Here is an 18,140-nt window from a genome sequence, read left to right on the forward strand (position 1 = left end):
AAATTTTATACTGCCAAAATAATATGCTGAATATCTATAAAAATTACCGTCGCTTGTCTCTGCTGGAAAATGCGGTCATTAATTATGCAGGCGGGAGAAAGGCACTGGAAAAAAGAGTCACCGATTTAGCAATTAACTTACCCGCGCATGGTGACGAGCGGGTCGTAGCTGACGTGCTGCATGACGTGATGATCTATCTGCGGGATCTGAATGAATTTCTGGAACATGAGGAAAAATAATGCGCCGTTATTACCTCTTTCTTTTTCCCGTTATTTTGCTGTGCGCTTTGCCATTATATCCCTGGCCGAGCCTGCCAGGCAGCGGGTTGACCGTGACGATTAACCTTTTGACATGCTTTGTAGCTGGACTATGGGGACTTGGGTTGTGCTTTTCACTTCCCTGGCGCCGTTTACGGTTTGGCGCTGCCGGCAGGATGCTGTTTATTGGGCTGATACTCCTCAATTTACCGGGATTATGGACGCCTGCGCCGTTTCGGAGTGAAGCTATCTACCGCCTGGCTGCTACGGCAGGCTTCGCTTTTCTTCTGTGGATGCTACTGCAGCTTCCTGTACGCGGCGATCAGCGCCGGGGTATATACGGGATCGTGGTGGTGGCCGCGTTGATCCAGGCCCTGCTTTGCCTCTGGCAAGCGCTTTTGCCCCTGAGCGCCGCGCACTGGCTTCATTACAATCCGCTCGTGAGTGGAGGAAGAGCCACTGGCGCATTTGGTCAGGCCAATCTGCTGGGCTCTTTTCTGGCCTGTGGGATGCTCTGCGCGTTATGGCTCTCGGTAACTATTCGACGTAAAGCTATTTCTTATCTGCTGTTGGGCTGCGTTGTCGTGCTGTGCGTTGCTTTGATGTTAAGTGAATCCCGCACAGCCTGGCTTGGCGCAGCGGCGGGTCTCTTTTTGCTTCTATGGTCAGCAGATCGTTCCCGCTCGCGAATTCTCATCATAATGGTCTTGGGCGCCGGGTTGCTGGCCGGACATGGCGCACGGATGTTGCGTCCAACAATATTACCGGTGACGGCCTCTCTTGCCGCTGGATCCGCTGTACAAACACCATCCACGCGCAACCAGCCAGCTAAGGTGGAAGATCGCTTGTCTGAGGATCGCCATGCTTCGAATAAGGAACGCGTCGCGCTGATCCGTGGCGCGTGGGCAATGATTGTTAAAGATCCGCTGTGGGGGCAGGGAACAGGCACCTTTGAAACCGCCTTTCCTGTCGCTTTGAATCAGCTCGGCGTGGCGAACCCCTTTCCGGTCACTGTTGCGCATCCCCACAACGAAGTGTTGTACGCCTGGGTTGAAGGAGGGAGCGTGGCATTAGTGGGGCTGATATGCTGGCTAATGCTTTGGGCGTTACCTTTCCGTTTCCCGCGACGTGGTCTGGCCCGTGGTGCGTTCAGTTTACCCTTAATGGCTCACGTGATGACCGAATATCCGTTTTATTTATCGGCTCTCCACGGCGTGCTGATGGTTGTACTGTTATGGCTGGCTCTCCCCGTTAGCGCCCGTCGCTGTGATTTTCCTTGCAGGCATCGAAAGAGTGTGCGGGCGGTGCTGGCGCTGGGGTGTATGGGCTGCATCGCTTTTATGTTCACCGGACTGCAGTCAGCCTGGCTCATCCGGAAGGCCGAAGCGAGTGGTTTCGTCACCCCAGAACCCCTTGCTCAGGTGTGGAACATCTATGCCCAACCAGAACGCCTCCAGTTCGACTGGGCCGTTACCGACCTGATGCAGTTTAATCAAACCCAGGATCCCCGCTGGTTAGCGCGTTTTCAACGCAACGCGGGTGACTGGCTTACCCGCCACAACGATCCGAACCTGACTGAAACAATGATACGCATAGCTGCAGTGCAACAGAAACGAGCGCTGGCAGAAGCCTGGCGGCAACGTGGCTGCCTGAGCTATCGCACCGACCAAAGGTTTCACTGCGGGACGGCTTCCTTCTTTCAACCAGAGTCTTTTCGATGACAAATAACGTAAATACTCCTTCCGGTATTGTTCGCAACCGACTGGATAACATGACCGGTGGCTGGTTTGTCGGGGCTTTTCACCCGGCAGCCTTATCTACATCTGATGTAGAGGTCGCCGTGCAGCATTTTCCTGCCGGTTATCAGAGTGCAGCCCACCACCATAAAATCGCGACAGAAGTGACGCTGCTACTGCGCGGGGAAGCATTAATGGCAGGTGAGCGCCTGATTGCTGGCGATATTCTGACGCTGGCTCCCGGCATTTCTTCCTCATTTATCGCATTAACCGACTGCGTAACGGTGGTAGTGAAGCATCCCGGAGCGCTGAATGATAAGTATGTGGATGGTGTCCTCTGATGCTGAATATTGTTATCCCAATGGCTGGCCGGGGCAGTCGCTTTGCAGAGGCGGGGTTCACCGATCCCAAGCCCTTTATCCCGGTGGGCGATATGCCCATGATTGAGCTGGTTATTCGCAATTTGCGTCCGGCGTGCCCGCACCGCTTTATCTTCGTTTGCCAGCAATCCCATCTCGAGCGATATGACTTTCACCACCGTTTGCAGACGCTTGCGCCGGGTTGCGAGGTGCTTGGTCTATCCGGCATAACTGCGGGTGCCGCCTGTTCAGTCCTTATGGCCTCTGATTTGATTGATAACGCCTCACCACTGCTGATTGCCAACTCTGATCAGTGGGTCGATATCGATATCGACGCCTTCCTGTCGGTAGCTAACCGTCCCGGCACTGACGGCTTAATTATGACTATGCCCGCAACCGATCCAAAGTGGTCTTATGTGCTCAAGGATACAAAGGAGAGGGTATGCCGGGTAGTTGAAAAGAAAGTTGTTTCAAATGAGGCCACTACGGGTATTTACCATTTCCAGCGTGGCAGTGATTTCTGCCGGGAGGCGCAGGCTATGATCGCCGATGACGAGCGTAGCCAGGGCGAGTTTTATGTCGCGCCTGTTTATACCCGGCTCTATAACGCCGGGCAGACGGCTATCGCCACCTATAACATCGGCGCGGGTATGCATGGGCTGGGAACACCACAAGACCTGACTGCCTTCACGAGCGGACCTCACTTTGTACGGGCCATGAGCAGATGCTCGAAAGCTGGATTGCATCATGGTTTCGCCCCTGTCGCGGCACCCGTTCTGGCGGAGCGAGTAGGATGAAGTTACAACATCCCCCTTTTTTATTCGTTAATGAACGCTGCGTTGAGGTGTCTGGATTGCGAGCGAAACCGCAGGGTATTACGCGCTTTAAGCACTGGTTGCTGAGGGGGCGGAAATGAACCGGCTAAGTATCATCGTGCAGGGACCCGTGATGGGGCCGGATGGGGAACCGGACATGCGCGTTATCCGTAACCTGCGTCGTACCCGGGCGGCTTTCCCGCTTGCGGAAATCATTCTTTCCACCTGGCAGGCTCCGTTAGCGACGGTGGAAAGGCTGAAGCACAGGCTTTCCGGGTTGGCTGTCCGTCTGGTCATGAGTCCGGATCCGGGGCCGCTCATTGGGGAAGATACGGCCGGTAAGTATGTGACAAACCTTAACCGGATGCTACTTTCGTCCCGGGCAGGACTTGAAGAAGCCACCCGTCCGTTGGCCGTTAAGATGCGCACAGACTGCTGGCTGTCCCGCAGGCGCCTTCTTTCCCTGCTGGAAACGCAGGTTCTGACTGTTCCCCGTGAAGTGCCCCGGGATCCGGCCTACCGGGTGTTCCGGGGACGGGTGATCAATGCCAGCCGCTTCGCCCGGGATGCGAGGGGCAGTCTGCCCTATCTGTTTCATCCCGGGGATATTTTCCTGGCCGGGTATACCGAAGACCTGAGGCTATTTTTCAGTGCAAAACCTGCAACTGCGGAACTGTTTCGCCCGGCCCTCATGCCCGGACTGTGGTGTCCCTGGCGTTATGCTCCGGAGCAATGGTGCTGGTTGTCTGCCATCCATAAGGTGACGGGAAGCTGGGTGTACGACGGTAATTTTGAATACTCTCCGGCCAATGTGATGGCTTCCGAGCAGTGGTATCTGGCTAATTTCGTGCCTTACTCCTGTTTCACTCTGGGGCTGCACTGGCCCAAATACTGGCGCTGCTATTCGCTGCGCGGGCTGTTCAGCGTTTACACCCACGCCCGCTGGCGAAGGCTGGCAGTGAGGTATCTGGGAGGGAAAATGCCGCTGGCATTACGGCTGATAGCTGTGGCCGATCGCCTCCTGACCGCTTTGTGGCGTATCGGGTATCGATTCAGAGTGTATCTGTTAAAACGCCCCGCAGTACGTCGAATGGCGATGCATCTGTTTTTACACCGTAGCTGACGGTGGTCTGGAAGGAAATTAGGTATGACTAAAGAAGAATACGGGCAAGCGGTGAGGAAGAGAAATATGACCGGCTTTATCTCTGATCCAACAAGCCACGTCACTCTTCGCGAACTTTGGCTGGCCCGCTATATGGTGAGCCAGCTTATATGGCGAGACCTGACGGTTCGCTATCGGCAGACATTATTAGGATGGTTATGGGCCTTCCTTAATCCTGTTCTGAATATGACGCTGTATTACGCGGTGTTTGGCCTGTTGCTGCGCGTGCGTTCACCTGAGTATCAAGTTCCATGGGCATTTGTGCTGCTGTGCGGTTTAGTTCCCTGGATGCTGTTTGCCGCCACCTTAAATGCCACCAGTGAAAGTCTGCTAAACAATCTGCACCTGATTAAGAAAATATGGTTTCCCCGAATTGCGCTGACGGTAGCTGCAACAGGCGTAAGCCTGGCCGATTTTTTACTTATGCTACTGTGCCTGGGCCTGTTTTTGTATCTGTGTGGCATTCACTGGCCCTTAACCAACTTGCCACTGCTGCTTCTGTGCGGCGCTCTGATATCGTTGTGCGGCTGGAGCATGGGCTGCATCCTTGCCGTGGCTCGTCTGCGTTTTCGGGATGTTCGTCACCTGATGCCGCTTTTACTACAAGGACTCTTCTATGCTACGCCAGTGGTATGGACTGCGGAGTTAATACCTGAGCGCTGGCGGTGGATATTGTTGCTCAATCCGCTAAGTACCTTGCTTGCCGTTTTTCGCCACCTACTCCTTGCCGGGCCGGCACCATCACTGTTTTCCCTGGTGATAGCCATCGCTGTTTGCCTGATTTTAGGGGTACTTGGATACGGCTGCTTTATCCGCTATGAGCCAGCAGCAACGGAGCGCGAATGATTATCTTTGACCACGTAACGCGTTGCTATGCTCCGTCCCGCCTGTCAGGAAATACTCTGCGGGGGCTACTGTCTTTCCGGCAACAACCTGAGAAACCGATGTTTACCGCTTTAAATGACATCAGTTTTCATCTGCCCCGTGGGGGATCATTGGGCATTATTGGCGGTAACGGTGCCGGGAAATCTACACTGCTCAAACTGCTCACGCGTATAACGCGTCCTACCAAAGGACGTATCACGGTGCGGGGCAGCATGTCGTCTTTATTAGAGATTGGCGCTGGATTTCACCATGACTTGAGCGGCAGAGAAAACATCTGGCTGGCTGGTGCCATATTAGGTATGTCTCGTCAGGCTGTATCCCGCCGTCTCGATGCCATCGTTGAATTTGCCGATCTCACTGCTTTTCTCGACCAACCGGTTCGAACTTACTCTTCTGGCATGTTTCTGCGGCTGGCTTTCTCTGTAGGAGTCCACCTGGATAGTGACATTCTCGTGATTGACGAAGCGCTGGCGGTTGGAGACGCCGATTTTCAGGCTCGCTGCCTGGCGCGCATAAATCATTTTCGCAGGCGCGGTGGCACCCTGGTACTGGTCAGTCATGACCCGAGCCAGTTACTGGCGGTATGCGATAGGGGCCTGGTGCTGGAGCATGGACGTTGCCAGTTTTACGGTCCTGTAGATGACGCGCTTCATTTTTATTCTACTCTTCAGGGGCGATAACAAATGCAATTTCTGGCACACCGGGGCCTCTGGGAGGATCCTGAACACAAAAACAGTCGTCATGCGTTACGCCGGGCCTTTGCCGCCGGTTTGGGGGTAGAAACAGATATTCGCGATCTGGATGGAGAGCTGGTGATTAGCCACGATATGCCTCGACGCGGGGCGCTTCCTCTAAGGACGATGCTCAACGAATATGTGGCTGCTGGCCGACCCGGCACCCTGGCTCTGAATATCAAATCTGACGGCCTGACTGAAACCTTGCGGCAACTGCTCGACGTTTACGCCGTTACTGATTATTTCTGTTTTGATATGTCAGTGCCCGACACCCTGCCATACCTCAAGGCTGGGCTATCTGTCGCGGCGCGGGTCAGTGAGTACGAGCCGGAAGGACTGTTAACTACGGTGACCTCGTCTCTTTGGGTTGATTATTTCCAGGAGGCGCAACTTTCATCTACCCGCCTTGCTGACTGGCTCATCGAAGAGCGTAACGTTTGTCTGGTTTCGCCAGAGCTACATGGACGTAAACCCGACTCGTTCTGGCAACAGTTAAACCTTCTCCCTCCAGCTTTGAAGCACCACAAAAATCTGATGCTTTGTACCGATTATCCGCTTCAGGCTAAGGAGGCGCTGGCATGACCAGAATACGCGGTGTGATATTTGATATGGACGGAGTCCTAATAGATGCTCGCGAGTGGCATTACAACGCCCTTAATCAGGCGCTGTCTCTGTTTGGGCTTTCTATTAGCCGCGAAGCACATCTAGGTGGATTTGACGGTTTGCCGACGCGGGAAAAGCTCAAACGTCTTAGTGAACAGGAGGGCTTGCCAGTAACGTTACATACGCTAATTAATAATCTCAAGCAGCGTTATACATTGCAGATGGCGGAAAAATACTGTCGTCCGGTGGACGCTCATCAGGAAGCGTTGGCTGCGCTAAGTGAGCAGGGTTATCGCCTGGCGGTAGCATCTAATTCTGTGCGTGTCAGTGTCGACACTCTCCTTGCACGAGCAGGTTTGAATCAATGGTTGCAGTTTACGCTTTCAAACGAGGATGTCTCTTGCGGTAAACCCCATCCGGAAATCTATCGCAAGGCTATTGCCAAATTGCAACTCAGTCCACAAGAGTGCGTGGTGGTCGAAGATAACCCGCACGGTATTGCGGCAGCCACCGCAGCAGGCGCTCACGTATTGCCAGTGGCTGATCCTTCAGCGGTCAATTTGTCACTGATTGAAAAATATATTCGTCAGTGTGAATCCAAAAAGGATGAAATTTTTACCCCGAAAAGAGGGCTGGCAAAAAGCTAATTTTAACCCACTATGGGGGTTAATGACGTCACACTATCCAGTCATATTTTCATTATTTAATGAGGCGGTTATATGAATATCACTGATAAAAATGGCTTGCTTTATTCTTTAAATCCTTCAAGTGCGAGGGGCATCGTTAATGGTCAACGCTACCCTGTCCCAGATGCAACTATTGCTCCTTTTAACAGCATAGTTCAAATTCCTGTCAATAATGGAAGTGTGGCTGCTGCTACTGGAACCGTTATAGGCCGCAATACGATTTTAACTTCTGCTCACGTTGCCGATGATATGAGCATTGGTGAAATGGTTACCCCCGGCATGAATGAAACTTCTCCCTACGGTGCTTTTCGTGTTGTGTCACTTCAAATACCCGACGAATGGGCGACGACAAAAGCGAATACTTATGACTATGCGCTTGTTATCGTCGCGCCAAATGAGGAGGGGAAGCACATTGGTGATGTTGTACCGCAGTTGAGCATAAAAAAAATAACGATTGACGATCTTCAGGTTGGCTCTTCAGTGTTGGTTATTGGTTACCCCGGCGATAAAGGTTCGCAACAAATGTGGGCTTCGCCTGGCGTGCTGCTGCGCGAAGATGGAAACTATTATTGTCTGAATTCCTTACTGGGATGGGAGCCAAGACTTTTAGCGTTCGACTGTGATGCGGAACATGGAAATTCAGGAGGGCCTGTACTTACGGATAATAATGAAATAATCGGCGTCGTTGATCTTATGAGTTCTAATGTCGCCGCTTTCTGTAACGGAGAATCGGGTGGTAACGGCGCGCCGATGATGGATGAAATTGCTGTCAATTGGATCCAGTCTCGTATCCAGTAATTGCGGGGATAGCCACTATTGCGGGTGGCTATCAAACCCACCTACGATGCGGAATCTACCCGTATGTTTACCACAGGTCATCTGATGGCCTTCACAAGCCATGTCTTTATCGAAAAATTGATGGTCGGGGCATCCTTCAAGGATCCTGCCGCCACAAACTGTTTTATCACTCCTGAATGAAAAATGACCGACAGCCATTGATTCATATTCTTATGCTGTTCATAAATCCACTCGGAAAGTATAGGGGGAATTAAAGGGACGTACAGCTAAAGAAAAAAAGGCGTTACCACCCTGATGTCTCCATACGTCGTTAGACCGTTTATGTCCTTTCCGCGAGATTTAATCGAAAGCCCTCGTGCTACCTTTAAACTGATAAATAAAGGACAGCTTTCCTGTCCTTTATTCTTTTTTATTCAGCTTTGCTCTCGCGCGATCGCAACACGTCACCGACCACCGGGGCAGCGGTAAACGCATTTGGCCATCCCGCGTAGAATGCCGCCTGGGCGACCACTTCTCCGGCCTCTTCAGCCGAAAGCCCATTATCCATGGCTCTGTTCAGGTGGTAGCCAATCTGTGCGCTCTGTCCGGCAGCGATTAACGCGCTGACCGTCACCAGACTTCTGTCGCGGGGCGTAAGCGCGGGCCGTTGCCAGAGGTCGAGAAACAGCGGGTCGGCGGTAAATTTAACCAGGCCAGGCGAAATGGGACCGACATTTTTCTCCACAGTGTCTGCACGCTGTTTCTCTACCTGTTCATTGAGTGGCAGCAGTGTCGGCGAGGCGGCGGGCAGGGCCTCTGCCGTGATGCCGCGGACTGCAAAGATCGTTTTGGTCACGCTGACGGCTGACATTGCATTGGGCCAACCTGAGTAGAACGCCAGATGAGTAATGATCTCTGATACTTCCGCTGGCGTCACGCCGCTGTCGAGAGCAACTTCAATATAGTGCTTAAGCTCGCCAGGCTGGTTGCGGGCAATCAGCATCGCTACGGTCACGATGCTGCGGTCGCGGGCAGACAGGGCGTCACGTTGCCAGAGGTCGTTGCTGATGGCCTCGCGGCCGAAGCGCGCCAGCGCCGGCGACACCGCTTGAATATCAGCGTCGGCAAGGGTGGAAGGGGTAATTTTCATCATAGCTTCATCTCTTTGTTCGTTGGCATAAGCAAAATCAGACAGCACAAGCGACAAGGCTGCCGCGGCAATCACGTTTTTCATATTTGCTCCTTTCCGATCAGCAGGGCGGATTGTTACCGCGTCCAGACCTGCTTAACGTCCTTCGTTTGCGGCGTGTTTTGCGCCATGATCCCCGTCAGAACGTGCGGCTGGTAGGTTTCTTCAAGAAAATGGATTTCCTCCGGGCTCAGGTGAAGATTGACTGCGTTTACCGCGCCATCGACGTGATCTTTTTTTGTGGCCCCTACGACAGGCGACGTCACTTTTGTCAGCAGCCAGGCCAGCGAAATTTCGGTCATGGAAACCTGATGTCGTTCGGCAAGTTCGGCGACGCGGGCAATAATGATCCGGTCCTGTTCTGCCGTGCTGTCGTATTTTCCCCGCGCATACTCATCTTCTACCGCTCGCCGCGTGTGGCCTTCTAAGCGGGAGAGACGGCCGCTGGCCAGCGCGCTATAGGGAGTCATGGCGATATCATCTTCCGCGCACAGCCCGAACAGCTCTCGTTCATCTTCACGCATGATCAGGTTGTAGTGGCTCTGCACGGAAACAAAGGGCGTCAGCCCTTCGCGTTCGGCCAGGGCGTTCGCCTTCGCCAGCTGCCAGGCATAGCAATTGGAAATGCCAATTGCGCGCACCTTGCCGGCGGTCACGGCGGCGTGCAGCGCTTCAAGCACGTCAATAACCGGCGTGTTGTAATCCCAGATGTGGTAGATGTAGAGGTCGATATAGTCCATCCCGAGGTTGCGCAGACTCTGGTCGAGTGAGCGGGCTATTGCCTCTTTTCCGCCGATCCCCCCGGCAATTTGCGCGGCGGTTCGTGGCAGAAACTTGGTGGCCAGCACCACGTCCTCACGTTTTGCCATCTCCCGCAGCGCCCGGCCAACGTATCGCTCGCTGGAGCCGTTCTGATAGGCGATGGCGGTATCGTAAAAATTGATACCCTTTTCGAGACCGTAGCGAATGATGTCCCGGCTTGCTGTTTCGTCCAGCGTCCAGCGATGCTGGCCCGTTAACGGATCGCCAAACCCCATACATCCCATGCAGATGCGGGAGACCAGTAAGTCACTTTTACCAAGCCGGATATACTGCATCTTTATTCTCCCTTTGGATTATTCACGACGGAATTGAGCAGATCGACAAGCCTTGACGCGTGTTCCCGGGCAAGCGTTTTTTGCTGCGCGATTTTGTCGGCATCCCGGTCGGCATAGCTGATGCCGCAGGTATACACCGGCGCCAGCAGCTCAAGATTGCACAGCCTTGCCGTGGTCTCGAACGGAATAAGATACTCTTCAATGGCATGGCCAAAGAAACCGTCAGCGCTATACGCCGCCTGAGGCGCCCCGGTGGTGAAGGAGAGGATCAGCTTTTTACCACCCAGTTTCGCCGTTGATCCATGCGCGAAGCCGTGAATAAAGACCTCGTCCAGCCATTGTTTCATTAACCCGGGCAGCCCATACCAGGAAAAAGGGAACTGCCAGACAATTACATCCGCCTGCAGCAGGCTTTCCTGCTCAGCGGCGATGTTGAATTTGCCGTCCGGATAGAGCCAGTCCAGACGACGGATTTCCGCATCAGGCAGGGCGGTCGCCAGCTCATCGAGGATGGTGGCGTTGGCGATGGAATGGTTAAGATCCGGATGCCCGGAAACGACAAGAATATGAGCCATTCCCAACGTTACTCCTGATGTTTAAATTCAGCAGAGAAGAGATTTTCCCAGCTAATAAACGAGCCGAGTGGAATACACTCGAAGGTTAATAGACCCGCTTTTGCCAGCGGAAATTCGGCCATGACATTATTCGCCTCTTCCACGGTGTCGCACTCGAGGAAAATAGCGACGCCGGGTCGATCCTGACGGAAATAGATGTCGCGAATAAAGCCTGACTTGTACAGTCCCCAGGCGTGCAGGGCTTCTGCGGTAAGGTGCGGCGCATAGTGTTCCAGCGTCGCGCCGGGGGCAGGGATATCCAGACATAAAATTCGCATAGTTGTCTCCGGAAAGTCGTTGTCAGCGGGAAGAGACAAAAGTATACGAGCCGCAGGGGGGGAAGATTAGGCGGTCATTGACTTAAGAATATTTAGCCTGTACTTAATAATCAGGCGAGGGTGTCTTAAGGAGATGCTATGAATAACGCGCTTTATAATCAGATACGCATCTTTCAGAGCATTGCGCGCGAGGGCAATATCTCGGCCGCCGCGCGCAAGCTCGAAATCACGCCGCCGTCGGTCAGCAATGCGCTCAGGCTGCTGGAGGAGCATATTGGCCACCCCCTTTTTGTGCGCACTACCCGGCGTATCGAGCTGACGGAAACCGGGCAACAGCTGCTGGAGCAGACCGCCGCGGCGGTGGAGACACTGGAAAAGTCGCTGGAAATCATCCGCGACCAGAATCAGGAGCCCTCCGGGGCAGTGAGAATAACCCTCTCGCGCTTTGCCTACCTGCTTATTCTCAAACCGGCGATGGCGGCATTTTGTCAGCAATATCCGGGGATCCAGCTGGAAATATCGGTCTATGACGGTACCGTCAATATTATTGAAGAACGTTTCGACCTTGGGATCCGCTTTGGCGATATTCTCGAAGGCGGCGTGGTCGCCCGCCCGTTAATGAAGCCGTTTCGTGAAGGGCTATACGCCTCCTCTGCCTATCTTGCCGAATATGGCGTGCCCGCGATGCCTGCCGATCTCCATCATCACCGGCTGATTGGCTATCGCTTTATTACCAACAACCGCATCCTGCCGCTGATCCTCAATGACCACGGCGAGCAGCTCACCGTCGAGATGCCCGGACAGTTAATCAGCAATGATATTGACGTCATGGCCGACGGTATTCGCCACGGACTGGGGATTGGCCGTTTATTTGAACCTATCCTGCAATTACAGCCCGATCGTGAGCAGTTTATTCCCGTGATGGAGGACTACTGGAAAACCTATCCGCCGGTTTATCTCTATTACCCAAAAAACGCAGGCAGAACGAAAAGGGTGAAAGCCCTGATTGATTTCCTGATAATGCATGCCGCGGATGATGCAGAGAAAGTCGGGTCTTCCCGCTAGCGTTCAGCTCAGATCGTGCAGCGCTTTGTCCAGCGGCGGGGAAAGCTGAATATCCTGAAACGCAACCGCCAGTCCGCCACGCTCCGGTGAGCAGCACATGACGCCCGCTTTCACCGGGCCTGGCGGAAAGTAGCCGAGCCGCAGCAGCGGCCAGCGCTCGCCGTCGGTTGAATACTGCAGCCTTAACGCGTCGCCCTTGCGGGTCAGCCGCAGCCAGAAGGTGCGCGGGTCGCCGGGGAAAAGCCCGGTGGCCCAGTCGGAGTGGGTTAGCGTCAGTACGCTGCCGATGGCCGGGGCATCGTCATTGAATTCAATTCCCGCCTTCAGCCAGGTCTGCTCGTCGGCCATCATCATCAGCCCAGCCTGGTCGTAAAGCGTGGTGAAATCCGCACAGATTTTTGCCTGCAGGGTAAAATCGCCCGCCACTTCTGCGGCATAGAGATGGCCAGAGAAGCGCTCGAAGCCATACCAGGTATGGCGCCAGAAGTCGGTATGCTTATTAGTGACCACCGTCAGGCCGTAGGAATCGCGGCGCCACTCGGCAGGTTCATTGATCCAGTGAAAGTACGGCTGCATTTTTCCTCCGGGATATGCTTTCAGACAGGGTTATAACAGCGACTGCAGCGCGGGTGACGCCATGCTGGCCTCAAAGGGAATAATCTCTGTACGGGCGAGACCCAGCAGCTGGAAGGGATCCTGGCTCAGACGCGCTTGCAGAGTTTCCCGGCTATCGCATTTTGCCAGAATGACGCCGCCGGTGCGGGGAATACGGCGGCCGGAGGCGAGAAAGAGGCCGTCGGCATAGCCTTTTTTGAGCCATTCGATGTGGGCGGGGATCGCACGGTCAACCTCTTCGAGCGGTTTTATATACGTTAAAACAACCACATAAATCGTACTCATCCTGAAAGCCCTGGCAATCCAATGGGATCTCCAGCCTGACATATTTCGATGATGGATAAAAGAAAACGCGGCATTTTTCCGTGCTATTTAGCAGGGATGGCGGGGCGCAAAATCCCGGATGCTCATCGCAGACGTGAATTAATATATATGTTTTTTCGCATGTATATTGATCTTTCTTTGTGGCCCCGTATGCTGTCCGTCACGCTTGAGGAGAAATCATGTCTTTATTGCCCCTGCAACTGTTCAAAAACCTCGCCGATGAAACTCGGCTGGGGATCGTATTGCTGCTCAAGGCGCGTGGAGAGCTGTGCGTGTGCGATCTCTGTACGGCGCTCGCCCAGTCCCAGCCCAAGATCTCCCGCCATCTGGCGATGCTCCGTGAGAGCGGATTGCTGCTGGATCGTAAACAGGGTAAGTGGGTCCATTACCGCCTCTCTCCGCAGATGCCGGCCTGGGCGGCGCAGGTGATTGAGCAGGCCTGGCTCAGTCAGCAGGAGGATGTGCGGCTGATGATCAGCAGACTGGCTGGCGGGCCGGGTTGCCGGTAAAAAATTTATCTTAACATATATGATTTTTCGAATGTGATTGGCGGAGGAACGATGTTGCTGGCAGGTACGATTTTTATCCTGACCCTGGTGCTGGTGATCTGGCAGCCGCGGGGGTTAGGGATCGGCTGGAGCGCGGCCTTTGGCGCGGCGCTGGCGCTGGCCACCGGTGGCGTACAGGTAGCCGATATCCCGGTGGTATGGCATATCGTCTGGAATGCGACCGCCACCTTTATCGCCGTTATCATTATCAGCCTGCTGCTTGATGAGTCTGGCTTTTTCGAATGGGCCGCGCTGCACGTTTCCCGCTGGGGAAGAGGCCGGGGTCGACTGCTGTTCACCTGGATTATCCTGCTCGGCGCGGCTGTGGCGGCGCTGTTTGCCAACGATGGGGCGGCGCTGATCCTCACGCCAATCGTGATTGCCATGCTGCGAGCGCTGGGGTTCAGCAAGGGAACGATGCTGGCCTTTGTCATGGCCGCCGGATTTATTGCCGATACCGCCAGCCTGCCGCTGGTGGTGTCGAATCTGGTGAATATCGTTTCGGCAGATTTCTTTGCCATCGGCTTCAGGGAGTACGCTTCGGTGATGGTGCCGGTCGATCTCGCGGCGATCCTCACCACCCTGGCGATGCTGCACCTGTTCTTTCGCAAGGATATCCCGCCGGCCTGGGATATGGCGTTACTAAAAGCGCCGGCCACGGCGATAAAAGATCCAGCGACGTTCCGCACCGGCTGGGGCGTGCTGCTGCTGTTGCTGGCTGGCTTTTTCGTCCTTGAACCGCTGGGGATCCCGGTCAGCGCCATCGCGGCGCTCGGCGCCGGGATCCTGTTTGTTGTCGCGAAGCGCGGGCGGGTAATTAACACCGGCAAGGTGCTGCGCGGCGCCCCGTGGCAGATAGTGATCTTCTCGCTGGGAATGTATCTGGTGGTGTATGGTCTGCGAAACGCCGGGTTAACGGATTATCTGACCACGGTGCTGAACATGCTGGCGGAGCGCGGGCTCTGGGCCGCGACGCTGGGCACCGGTATCCTGTCGGCCTTCCTCTCTTCAATAATGAATAATATGCCCAGCGTACTGGTCGGCGCCCTGTCGATTGATGGCAGCGCGGCAACAGGGACGATCAAAGAGGCCATGATTTATGCCAACGTCATCGGCTGCGATCTGGGGCCCAAGATCACGCCAATTGGTAGCCTGGCCACGCTGCTGTGGCTGCATGTGCTGGCGCAGAAGCACATCACCATCGGTTGGGGGTATTATTTCCGCTGCGGCATCACCATGACCCTGCCGGTGCTGCTTGTGACGCTGGCCGCGCTGGCGCTGCGTCTCTCCTTCAACCAGCCATGAGAACGTACCATGAGCATCACCATTTACCATAACCCTGACTGCGGCACCTCGCGTAATACGCTGGCGCTGATCCGTAACAGCGGCGCCGAGCCCACCGTTATCTATTATCTGGAGACGCCGCCGTCGGGTGATGAGCTGCGCCAGCTGCTCGCCGCGATGGGGATCCCGGTGCGCGCGCTGCTGAGGAAAAACGTCGAACCCTACGACGCGCTGGGCCTGGCGGAAGACCGGTTTACTGACGACCAGATAATCGACTTTATGCTTCAGCATCCGATCCTGATTAACCGTCCGATCGTAACGACGCCGCAGGGCACCCGACTCTGCCGCCCGTCAGAGGTGGTGCTGGAGATCCTGACGGCGCCGCAACAAGGCGCATTCGTGAAGGAGGACGGTGAGCCAGTCATTGATGCCGCAGGGCAGCGTGTGAAATAGCGCGCAGAATGGCGCCGGCTGTAGCAGCCGGCATGCCGTGTTAATCCTCCTGTATGGTAGGCTCTCCAGGTATGTAGCGCCTGGATTGCTGACAATATTCTCGCTTAGCGCTATTTCTCCACTATCCAGTCTGTTTCCCTTACTTTTCCTGCCGTTATACACCGCCTCTGCGCCGGTGGTTTATGTCTCTCGATAAATTATTAACTGTTTGTTTTCAATGGGTAAAATTTCGTTTTGTGCGTAATGATATAAAGTCAACGTCGTTTGCATTATTGCGAACATTAAATCTGTAAAACTAGATGTTTGTCGACTTTTCATCTAAAAAGGGAAGGTAAGGGGCTGGACAAAACCATTGCGTGGTTATCAAATGGTTAAAAATGCTCGTGTTTGATGTTAATACAAACAAATTATAAATCGTCAGCCTGCTTTATACGGTTAACTTGCGCTGCGGCGCACCTTACCTGGAGAATTTATGCATTCCTCTGTTAATAAAAACGAAAGCCGTACCTTTTTCGGCCATCCTTATCCGCTGGGCTCCCTGTTCTTCACTGAAATGTGGGAGCGCTTCTCGTTTTACGGCATCCGTCCTTTACTGATCCTGTTTATGGCGGCGACAGTGTACGACGGCGGCATGGGCCTGGCGCGAGAGAACGCCTCGGCGATCGTTGGGATTTTTGCCGGCAGTATGTATCTGGCCGCGCTGCCGGGCGGCTGGCTGGCGGATAACTGGCTTGGCCAACAACGCGCCGTCTGGTACGGATCTATCCTGATCGCCCTGGGGCACCTGTCGATCGCTCTGTCAGCATGGCTGGGCAACGATCTGTTCTTTATCGGTCTGATGTTTATCGTCCTGGGTTCCGGGTTGTTTAAAACCTGTATCTCGGTGATGGTCGGCACCCTGTATAAAAAGGGCGACGCGCGCCGCGACGGTGGTTTTTCGCTGTTTTACATGGGGATCAACATCGGCTCGTTTATCGCGCCATTGATCTCTGGCTGGCTTATCAAATCGCATGGCTGGCACTGGGGCTTCGGCATCGGAGGGATCGGGATGCTGGTGGCGCTGATCATTTTCCGTGTCTTTGCCGTACCGTCGATGAAGCGCTATGACGCGGAGGTTGGCCTCGATTCCACCTGGAACAGCCCGGTGGCGAAAAAGAATGGCGTTGGAGCGTGGCTGCTGGCGCTGGCGCTGGGAGTGGCGGTGCTGGTCACGCTTATCAGCCTGGGCACGATCGTGATTAACCCGGTAGCGGTGGCCAGCGTGCTGGTCTATGTGATTGCCGCCTCCGTGGCGCTCTATTTCATCTGGCTGTTCGTCTTCGCCGGACTCAACCGTAAAGAGCGGGCGCGCCTGCTGGTGTGCTTTATTTTGCTGGTCTCGGCGGCCTTTTTCTGGTCCGCTTTTGAACAGAAACCGACCTCCTTCAACCTGTTTGCTAACGACTATACCAACCGGATGATCGGCGATTTTGAGATCCCCGCGGTCTGGTTCCAGTCGATTAACGCCTTGTTTATCATTCTCCTCGCGCCGGTATTCAGCTGGGCGTGGCCTGCGCTGGCGCGTAAAAACGTTCGTCCGGGCAGTATGACCAAATTCGTCATTGGCATCCTGTGCGCAGCGGCGGGCTTTGGCCTGATGATGCTGGCGGCGCAGAACGTTCTGAGCAACGGCGGGGCCGGTGTGTCGCCGCTGTGGCTGGTGGGCAGCATCCTGATGCTGACGCTCGGTGAACTGTGCCTCAGCCCGATTGGGCTGGCGACCATGACTCTGCTGGCGCCGGAGAGAATGCGCGGCCAGATGATGGGGCTGTGGTTCTGCGCCAGCGCGCTGGGTAACCTGGCGGCGGGCCTGATCGGCGGTCATGTGAAGGCCGATCAGCTGTCGCTGCTGCCGGACCTCTTCGCCCGCTGCTCCATCGCATTGCTGATCTGCGCCGCCGTGCTGGCCGTGCTGATTGTCCCGGTCCGCCGGATGCTGGAGAACAGTCGGTCCAGCGCCGCGCAAAAATCCCTCAGCAACGCCTGACGCGATCCTCAGGCCGGCCCTACGGGCCGGCTTGTTTTTGTCCAATCCCCGCCCCAGCAGAACAAAATCCCCTTTTCACAATGCGCGATGTCCCATAACGTGAGCGTGTTCTTTGAAATCACGTCGCTTTCCGGTCCATAGTGTAGTCAGGTTTACTATGTGGTTAATATAAGGACACACCTATGCCAGCAGTCATTGATAAAGCATTGGATTTCATCGGTGGTATGAATACGTCTGAGCCAGTACCACAGTCTATGGATGAAAGTACCGCGAAGGGAATTCTCAAATATTTAAAAGAACTGGGCGTACCCGCCACCCCGGCCGACGTCGCTGCGCGCGGCCAACAGCAGGGCTGGAGCGCTGGGTTTACCGACAAAGTGGCGGAGTGGGCTGAACGGGTCGCCGCCGGCGAACGGCTGGTGATAAAGCATCCGGAATTCTTTTCCACCTATATGCGGGAAGAGCTGCGCGCCCTGGTGTAATCGCCGCGCATCTACCCCGCCCCTTCAGCTTAATGCCTTCCCCTATTGGGAAGGCATTCTGGCGAATGACAAACCCGTTTCGCTATTGTGCTCGCCTTTCTGCCGGGTGGCGGCTTTCGCCTTACCCGGCCTACAAAAAACTCCAATATCA

General features: G+C 54.7%; 23 protein-coding genes. 16 read left to right on the forward strand and 7 right to left on the reverse strand.

Annotation, left to right across the window (positions count from 1 at the left end):
* Window positions 1-23 precede the first annotated feature (23 nt).
* The 10 genes from ACR809_RS04115 to ACR809_RS04160 all read left to right on the forward strand — a co-directional run bounded on the left by ACR809_RS04115 (window position 24) and on the right by ACR809_RS04160 (window position 8,035).
* Entirely contained in the window at window positions 24-239 is a 216-nt protein-coding gene (locus tag ACR809_RS04115; RefSeq protein WP_122051065.1) for a hypothetical protein, read from the forward strand.
* Window positions 239-1,978 (forward strand): PglL family O-oligosaccharyltransferase, encoded by a 1,740-nt coding sequence (locus ACR809_RS04120; protein WP_108452535.1) that lies wholly within the window; start codon window positions 239-241, stop codon window positions 1,976-1,978. The genes ACR809_RS04115 and ACR809_RS04120 overlap by 1 nt, the downstream gene beginning before the upstream one ends.
* Window positions 1,975-2,334: a hypothetical protein gene (locus ACR809_RS04125; protein WP_108452536.1), complete on the forward strand. Its 360-nt coding sequence runs from the start codon at window positions 1,975-1,977 to the stop codon at window positions 2,332-2,334. The genes ACR809_RS04120 and ACR809_RS04125 overlap by 4 nt, the downstream gene beginning before the upstream one ends.
* A complete protein-coding gene (locus ACR809_RS04130) occupies window positions 2,334-3,149 on the forward strand; it encodes a glycosyltransferase family 2 protein (protein ID WP_108452537.1) in 816 nt (271 codons plus the stop codon). The genes ACR809_RS04125 and ACR809_RS04130 overlap by 1 nt, the downstream gene beginning before the upstream one ends.
* Window positions 3,150-3,264: 115 nt before the next feature.
* The gene (locus ACR809_RS04135) at window positions 3,265-4,290 is read left to right on the forward strand and encodes a WavE lipopolysaccharide synthesis family protein (RefSeq protein ID WP_122051066.1); all 1,026 of its coding nucleotides are present in this window, start codon (window positions 3,265-3,267) and stop codon (window positions 4,288-4,290) included.
* 24 nt (window positions 4,291-4,314) lie between these two features.
* Window positions 4,315-5,175, forward strand: coding sequence for an ABC transporter permease (locus tag ACR809_RS04140; protein ID WP_108452539.1), 861 nt, complete (start codon window positions 4,315-4,317; stop codon window positions 5,173-5,175).
* Complete coding sequence (locus tag ACR809_RS04145) at window positions 5,172-5,894, forward strand: ABC transporter ATP-binding protein (RefSeq protein WP_108452540.1); 723 nt, start codon at window positions 5,172-5,174, stop codon at window positions 5,892-5,894. The genes ACR809_RS04140 and ACR809_RS04145 overlap by 4 nt, the downstream gene beginning before the upstream one ends.
* 3 nt (window positions 5,895-5,897) lie before the next feature.
* Window positions 5,898-6,530: a hypothetical protein gene (locus ACR809_RS04150; protein WP_108452541.1), complete on the forward strand. Its 633-nt coding sequence runs from the start codon at window positions 5,898-5,900 to the stop codon at window positions 6,528-6,530.
* Window positions 6,527-7,198 (forward strand): HAD family hydrolase, encoded by a 672-nt coding sequence (locus tag ACR809_RS04155; protein ID WP_122051067.1) that lies wholly within the window; start codon window positions 6,527-6,529, stop codon window positions 7,196-7,198. Before ACR809_RS04150 ends, ACR809_RS04155 begins: the two co-directional genes overlap by 4 nt.
* A gap of 72 nt (window positions 7,199-7,270) precedes the next feature.
* Window positions 7,271-8,035, forward strand: coding sequence for a trypsin-like serine peptidase (locus ACR809_RS04160; protein ID WP_108452543.1), 765 nt, complete (start codon window positions 7,271-7,273; stop codon window positions 8,033-8,035).
* Between the two features lie 15 nt (window positions 8,036-8,050).
* Here ACR809_RS04160 and ACR809_RS04165 read toward each other — a convergent pair whose 3' ends face one another.
* The 5 genes from ACR809_RS04165 to ACR809_RS04185 form a co-directional block, all read right to left on the reverse strand.
* Window positions 8,051-8,233 carry a PAAR domain-containing protein gene (locus ACR809_RS04165; RefSeq protein WP_108452544.1) on the reverse strand — a complete coding sequence of 61 codons (183 nt, stop codon included), beginning with the start codon at window positions 8,231-8,233 and terminating at the stop codon, window positions 8,051-8,053.
* 211 nt (window positions 8,234-8,444) lie between these two features.
* The gene (locus tag ACR809_RS04170; protein WP_108452545.1) at window positions 8,445-9,248 is read right to left on the reverse strand and encodes a carboxymuconolactone decarboxylase family protein; all 804 of its coding nucleotides are present in this window, start codon (window positions 9,246-9,248) and stop codon (window positions 8,445-8,447) included.
* Window positions 9,249-9,280: 32 nt separating this feature from the next.
* Window positions 9,281-10,300 carry an aldo/keto reductase gene (locus tag ACR809_RS04175; protein WP_108452546.1) on the reverse strand — a complete coding sequence of 340 codons (1,020 nt, stop codon included), beginning with the start codon at window positions 10,298-10,300 and terminating at the stop codon, window positions 9,281-9,283.
* 2 nt (window positions 10,301-10,302) lie between these two features.
* Window positions 10,303-10,875, reverse strand: a complete 573-nt coding sequence (locus tag ACR809_RS04180) for an NAD(P)H-dependent oxidoreductase (RefSeq protein WP_040190295.1) — start codon at window positions 10,873-10,875, stop codon at window positions 10,303-10,305.
* Between the two features lie 8 nt (window positions 10,876-10,883).
* Window positions 10,884-11,192 (reverse strand): superoxide dismutase, encoded by a 309-nt coding sequence (locus tag ACR809_RS04185; RefSeq protein ID WP_004151785.1) that lies wholly within the window; start codon window positions 11,190-11,192, stop codon window positions 10,884-10,886.
* Between the two features lie 138 nt (window positions 11,193-11,330).
* Between ACR809_RS04185 and ACR809_RS04190 the strand changes: the two genes are divergently transcribed.
* Complete coding sequence (locus tag ACR809_RS04190; RefSeq protein WP_002916285.1) at window positions 11,331-12,257, forward strand: LysR family transcriptional regulator; 927 nt, start codon at window positions 11,331-11,333, stop codon at window positions 12,255-12,257.
* A 3-nt stretch (window positions 12,258-12,260) separates the two neighbouring features.
* Here ACR809_RS04190 and ACR809_RS04195 read toward each other — a convergent pair whose 3' ends face one another.
* Entirely contained in the window at window positions 12,261-12,833 is a 573-nt protein-coding gene (locus ACR809_RS04195) for a DUF1349 domain-containing protein (RefSeq protein ID WP_064188976.1), read from the reverse strand.
* Between the two features lie 30 nt (window positions 12,834-12,863).
* Window positions 12,864-13,157, reverse strand: a complete 294-nt coding sequence (locus ACR809_RS04200) for a YciI family protein (protein WP_040244284.1) — start codon at window positions 13,155-13,157, stop codon at window positions 12,864-12,866.
* Between the two features lie 218 nt (window positions 13,158-13,375).
* On the opposite strand from ACR809_RS04200, the gene ACR809_RS04205 reads away from it, so the two are divergent.
* From ACR809_RS04205 to ACR809_RS04225, 5 genes are all read left to right on the forward strand, one after another.
* Window positions 13,376-13,705: a metalloregulator ArsR/SmtB family transcription factor gene (locus ACR809_RS04205; RefSeq protein ID WP_002916281.1), complete on the forward strand. Its 330-nt coding sequence runs from the start codon at window positions 13,376-13,378 to the stop codon at window positions 13,703-13,705.
* A 51-nt stretch (window positions 13,706-13,756) separates the two neighbouring features.
* Window positions 13,757-15,049 (forward strand): arsenic transporter, encoded by a 1,293-nt coding sequence (locus ACR809_RS04210; RefSeq protein ID WP_048332853.1) that lies wholly within the window; start codon window positions 13,757-13,759, stop codon window positions 15,047-15,049.
* Between the two features lie 9 nt (window positions 15,050-15,058).
* Complete coding sequence (gene arsC / locus ACR809_RS04215; RefSeq protein ID WP_004185524.1) at window positions 15,059-15,481, forward strand: glutaredoxin-dependent arsenate reductase; 423 nt, start codon at window positions 15,059-15,061, stop codon at window positions 15,479-15,481.
* 472 nt (window positions 15,482-15,953) lie between these two features.
* Entirely contained in the window at window positions 15,954-17,507 is a 1,554-nt protein-coding gene (locus tag ACR809_RS04220; protein ID WP_002916277.1) for a peptide MFS transporter, read from the forward strand.
* A 182-nt stretch (window positions 17,508-17,689) separates the two neighbouring features.
* Window positions 17,690-17,989 (forward strand): DUF1889 family protein, encoded by a 300-nt coding sequence (locus ACR809_RS04225; RefSeq protein ID WP_002916274.1) that lies wholly within the window; start codon window positions 17,690-17,692, stop codon window positions 17,987-17,989.
* Window positions 17,990-18,140: the final 151 nt, after the last annotated feature.

The sequence above is a fragment of the Klebsiella sp. CD33 genome (genome assembly GCF_051992865.1).
Lineage (GTDB): Bacteria > Pseudomonadota > Gammaproteobacteria > Enterobacterales > Enterobacteriaceae > Klebsiella > Klebsiella pneumoniae.

What these genes read in the sequence shown, in the direction of transcription:
- ACR809_RS04115 (WP_122051065.1), top strand. Translation starts at nt 24, where the DNA reads ATGCTGAATATCTATAAAAATTACCGTCGCTTGTCTCTGCTGGAAAAT.
- ACR809_RS04120 (WP_108452535.1), top strand. Translation starts at nt 239, where the DNA reads ATGCGCCGTTATTACCTCTTTCTTTTTCCCGTTATTTTGCTGTGCGCT.
- ACR809_RS04125 (WP_108452536.1), top strand. Translation starts at nt 1,975, where the DNA reads ATGACAAATAACGTAAATACTCCTTCCGGTATTGTTCGCAACCGACTG.
- ACR809_RS04130 (WP_108452537.1), top strand. Translation starts at nt 2,334, where the DNA reads ATGCTGAATATTGTTATCCCAATGGCTGGCCGGGGCAGTCGCTTTGCA.
- ACR809_RS04135 (WP_122051066.1), top strand. Translation starts at nt 3,265, where the DNA reads ATGAACCGGCTAAGTATCATCGTGCAGGGACCCGTGATGGGGCCGGAT.
- ACR809_RS04140 (WP_108452539.1), top strand. Translation starts at nt 4,315, where the DNA reads ATGACTAAAGAAGAATACGGGCAAGCGGTGAGGAAGAGAAATATGACC.
- ACR809_RS04145 (WP_108452540.1), top strand. Translation starts at nt 5,172, where the DNA reads ATGATTATCTTTGACCACGTAACGCGTTGCTATGCTCCGTCCCGCCTG.
- ACR809_RS04150 (WP_108452541.1), top strand. Translation starts at nt 5,898, where the DNA reads ATGCAATTTCTGGCACACCGGGGCCTCTGGGAGGATCCTGAACACAAA.
- ACR809_RS04155 (WP_122051067.1), top strand. Translation starts at nt 6,527, where the DNA reads ATGACCAGAATACGCGGTGTGATATTTGATATGGACGGAGTCCTAATA.
- ACR809_RS04160 (WP_108452543.1), top strand. Translation starts at nt 7,271, where the DNA reads ATGAATATCACTGATAAAAATGGCTTGCTTTATTCTTTAAATCCTTCA.
- ACR809_RS04165 (WP_108452544.1), bottom strand. Translation starts at nt 8,233, where the DNA reads ATGGCTGTCGGTCATTTTTCATTCAGGAGTGATAAAACAGTTTGTGGC.
- ACR809_RS04170 (WP_108452545.1), bottom strand. Translation starts at nt 9,248, where the DNA reads ATGAAAAACGTGATTGCCGCGGCAGCCTTGTCGCTTGTGCTGTCTGAT.
- ACR809_RS04175 (WP_108452546.1), bottom strand. Translation starts at nt 10,300, where the DNA reads ATGCAGTATATCCGGCTTGGTAAAAGTGACTTACTGGTCTCCCGCATC.
- ACR809_RS04180 (WP_040190295.1), bottom strand. Translation starts at nt 10,875, where the DNA reads ATGGCTCATATTCTTGTCGTTTCCGGGCATCCGGATCTTAACCATTCC.
- ACR809_RS04185 (WP_004151785.1), bottom strand. Translation starts at nt 11,192, where the DNA reads ATGCGAATTTTATGTCTGGATATCCCTGCCCCCGGCGCGACGCTGGAA.
- ACR809_RS04190 (WP_002916285.1), top strand. Translation starts at nt 11,331, where the DNA reads ATGAATAACGCGCTTTATAATCAGATACGCATCTTTCAGAGCATTGCG.
- ACR809_RS04195 (WP_064188976.1), bottom strand. Translation starts at nt 12,833, where the DNA reads ATGCAGCCGTACTTTCACTGGATCAATGAACCTGCCGAGTGGCGCCGC.
- ACR809_RS04200 (WP_040244284.1), bottom strand. Translation starts at nt 13,157, where the DNA reads ATGAGTACGATTTATGTGGTTGTTTTAACGTATATAAAACCGCTCGAA.
- ACR809_RS04205 (WP_002916281.1), top strand. Translation starts at nt 13,376, where the DNA reads ATGTCTTTATTGCCCCTGCAACTGTTCAAAAACCTCGCCGATGAAACT.
- ACR809_RS04210 (WP_048332853.1), top strand. Translation starts at nt 13,757, where the DNA reads ATGTTGCTGGCAGGTACGATTTTTATCCTGACCCTGGTGCTGGTGATC.
- arsC (WP_004185524.1), top strand. Translation starts at nt 15,059, where the DNA reads ATGAGCATCACCATTTACCATAACCCTGACTGCGGCACCTCGCGTAAT.
- ACR809_RS04220 (WP_002916277.1), top strand. Translation starts at nt 15,954, where the DNA reads ATGCATTCCTCTGTTAATAAAAACGAAAGCCGTACCTTTTTCGGCCAT.
- ACR809_RS04225 (WP_002916274.1), top strand. Translation starts at nt 17,690, where the DNA reads ATGCCAGCAGTCATTGATAAAGCATTGGATTTCATCGGTGGTATGAAT.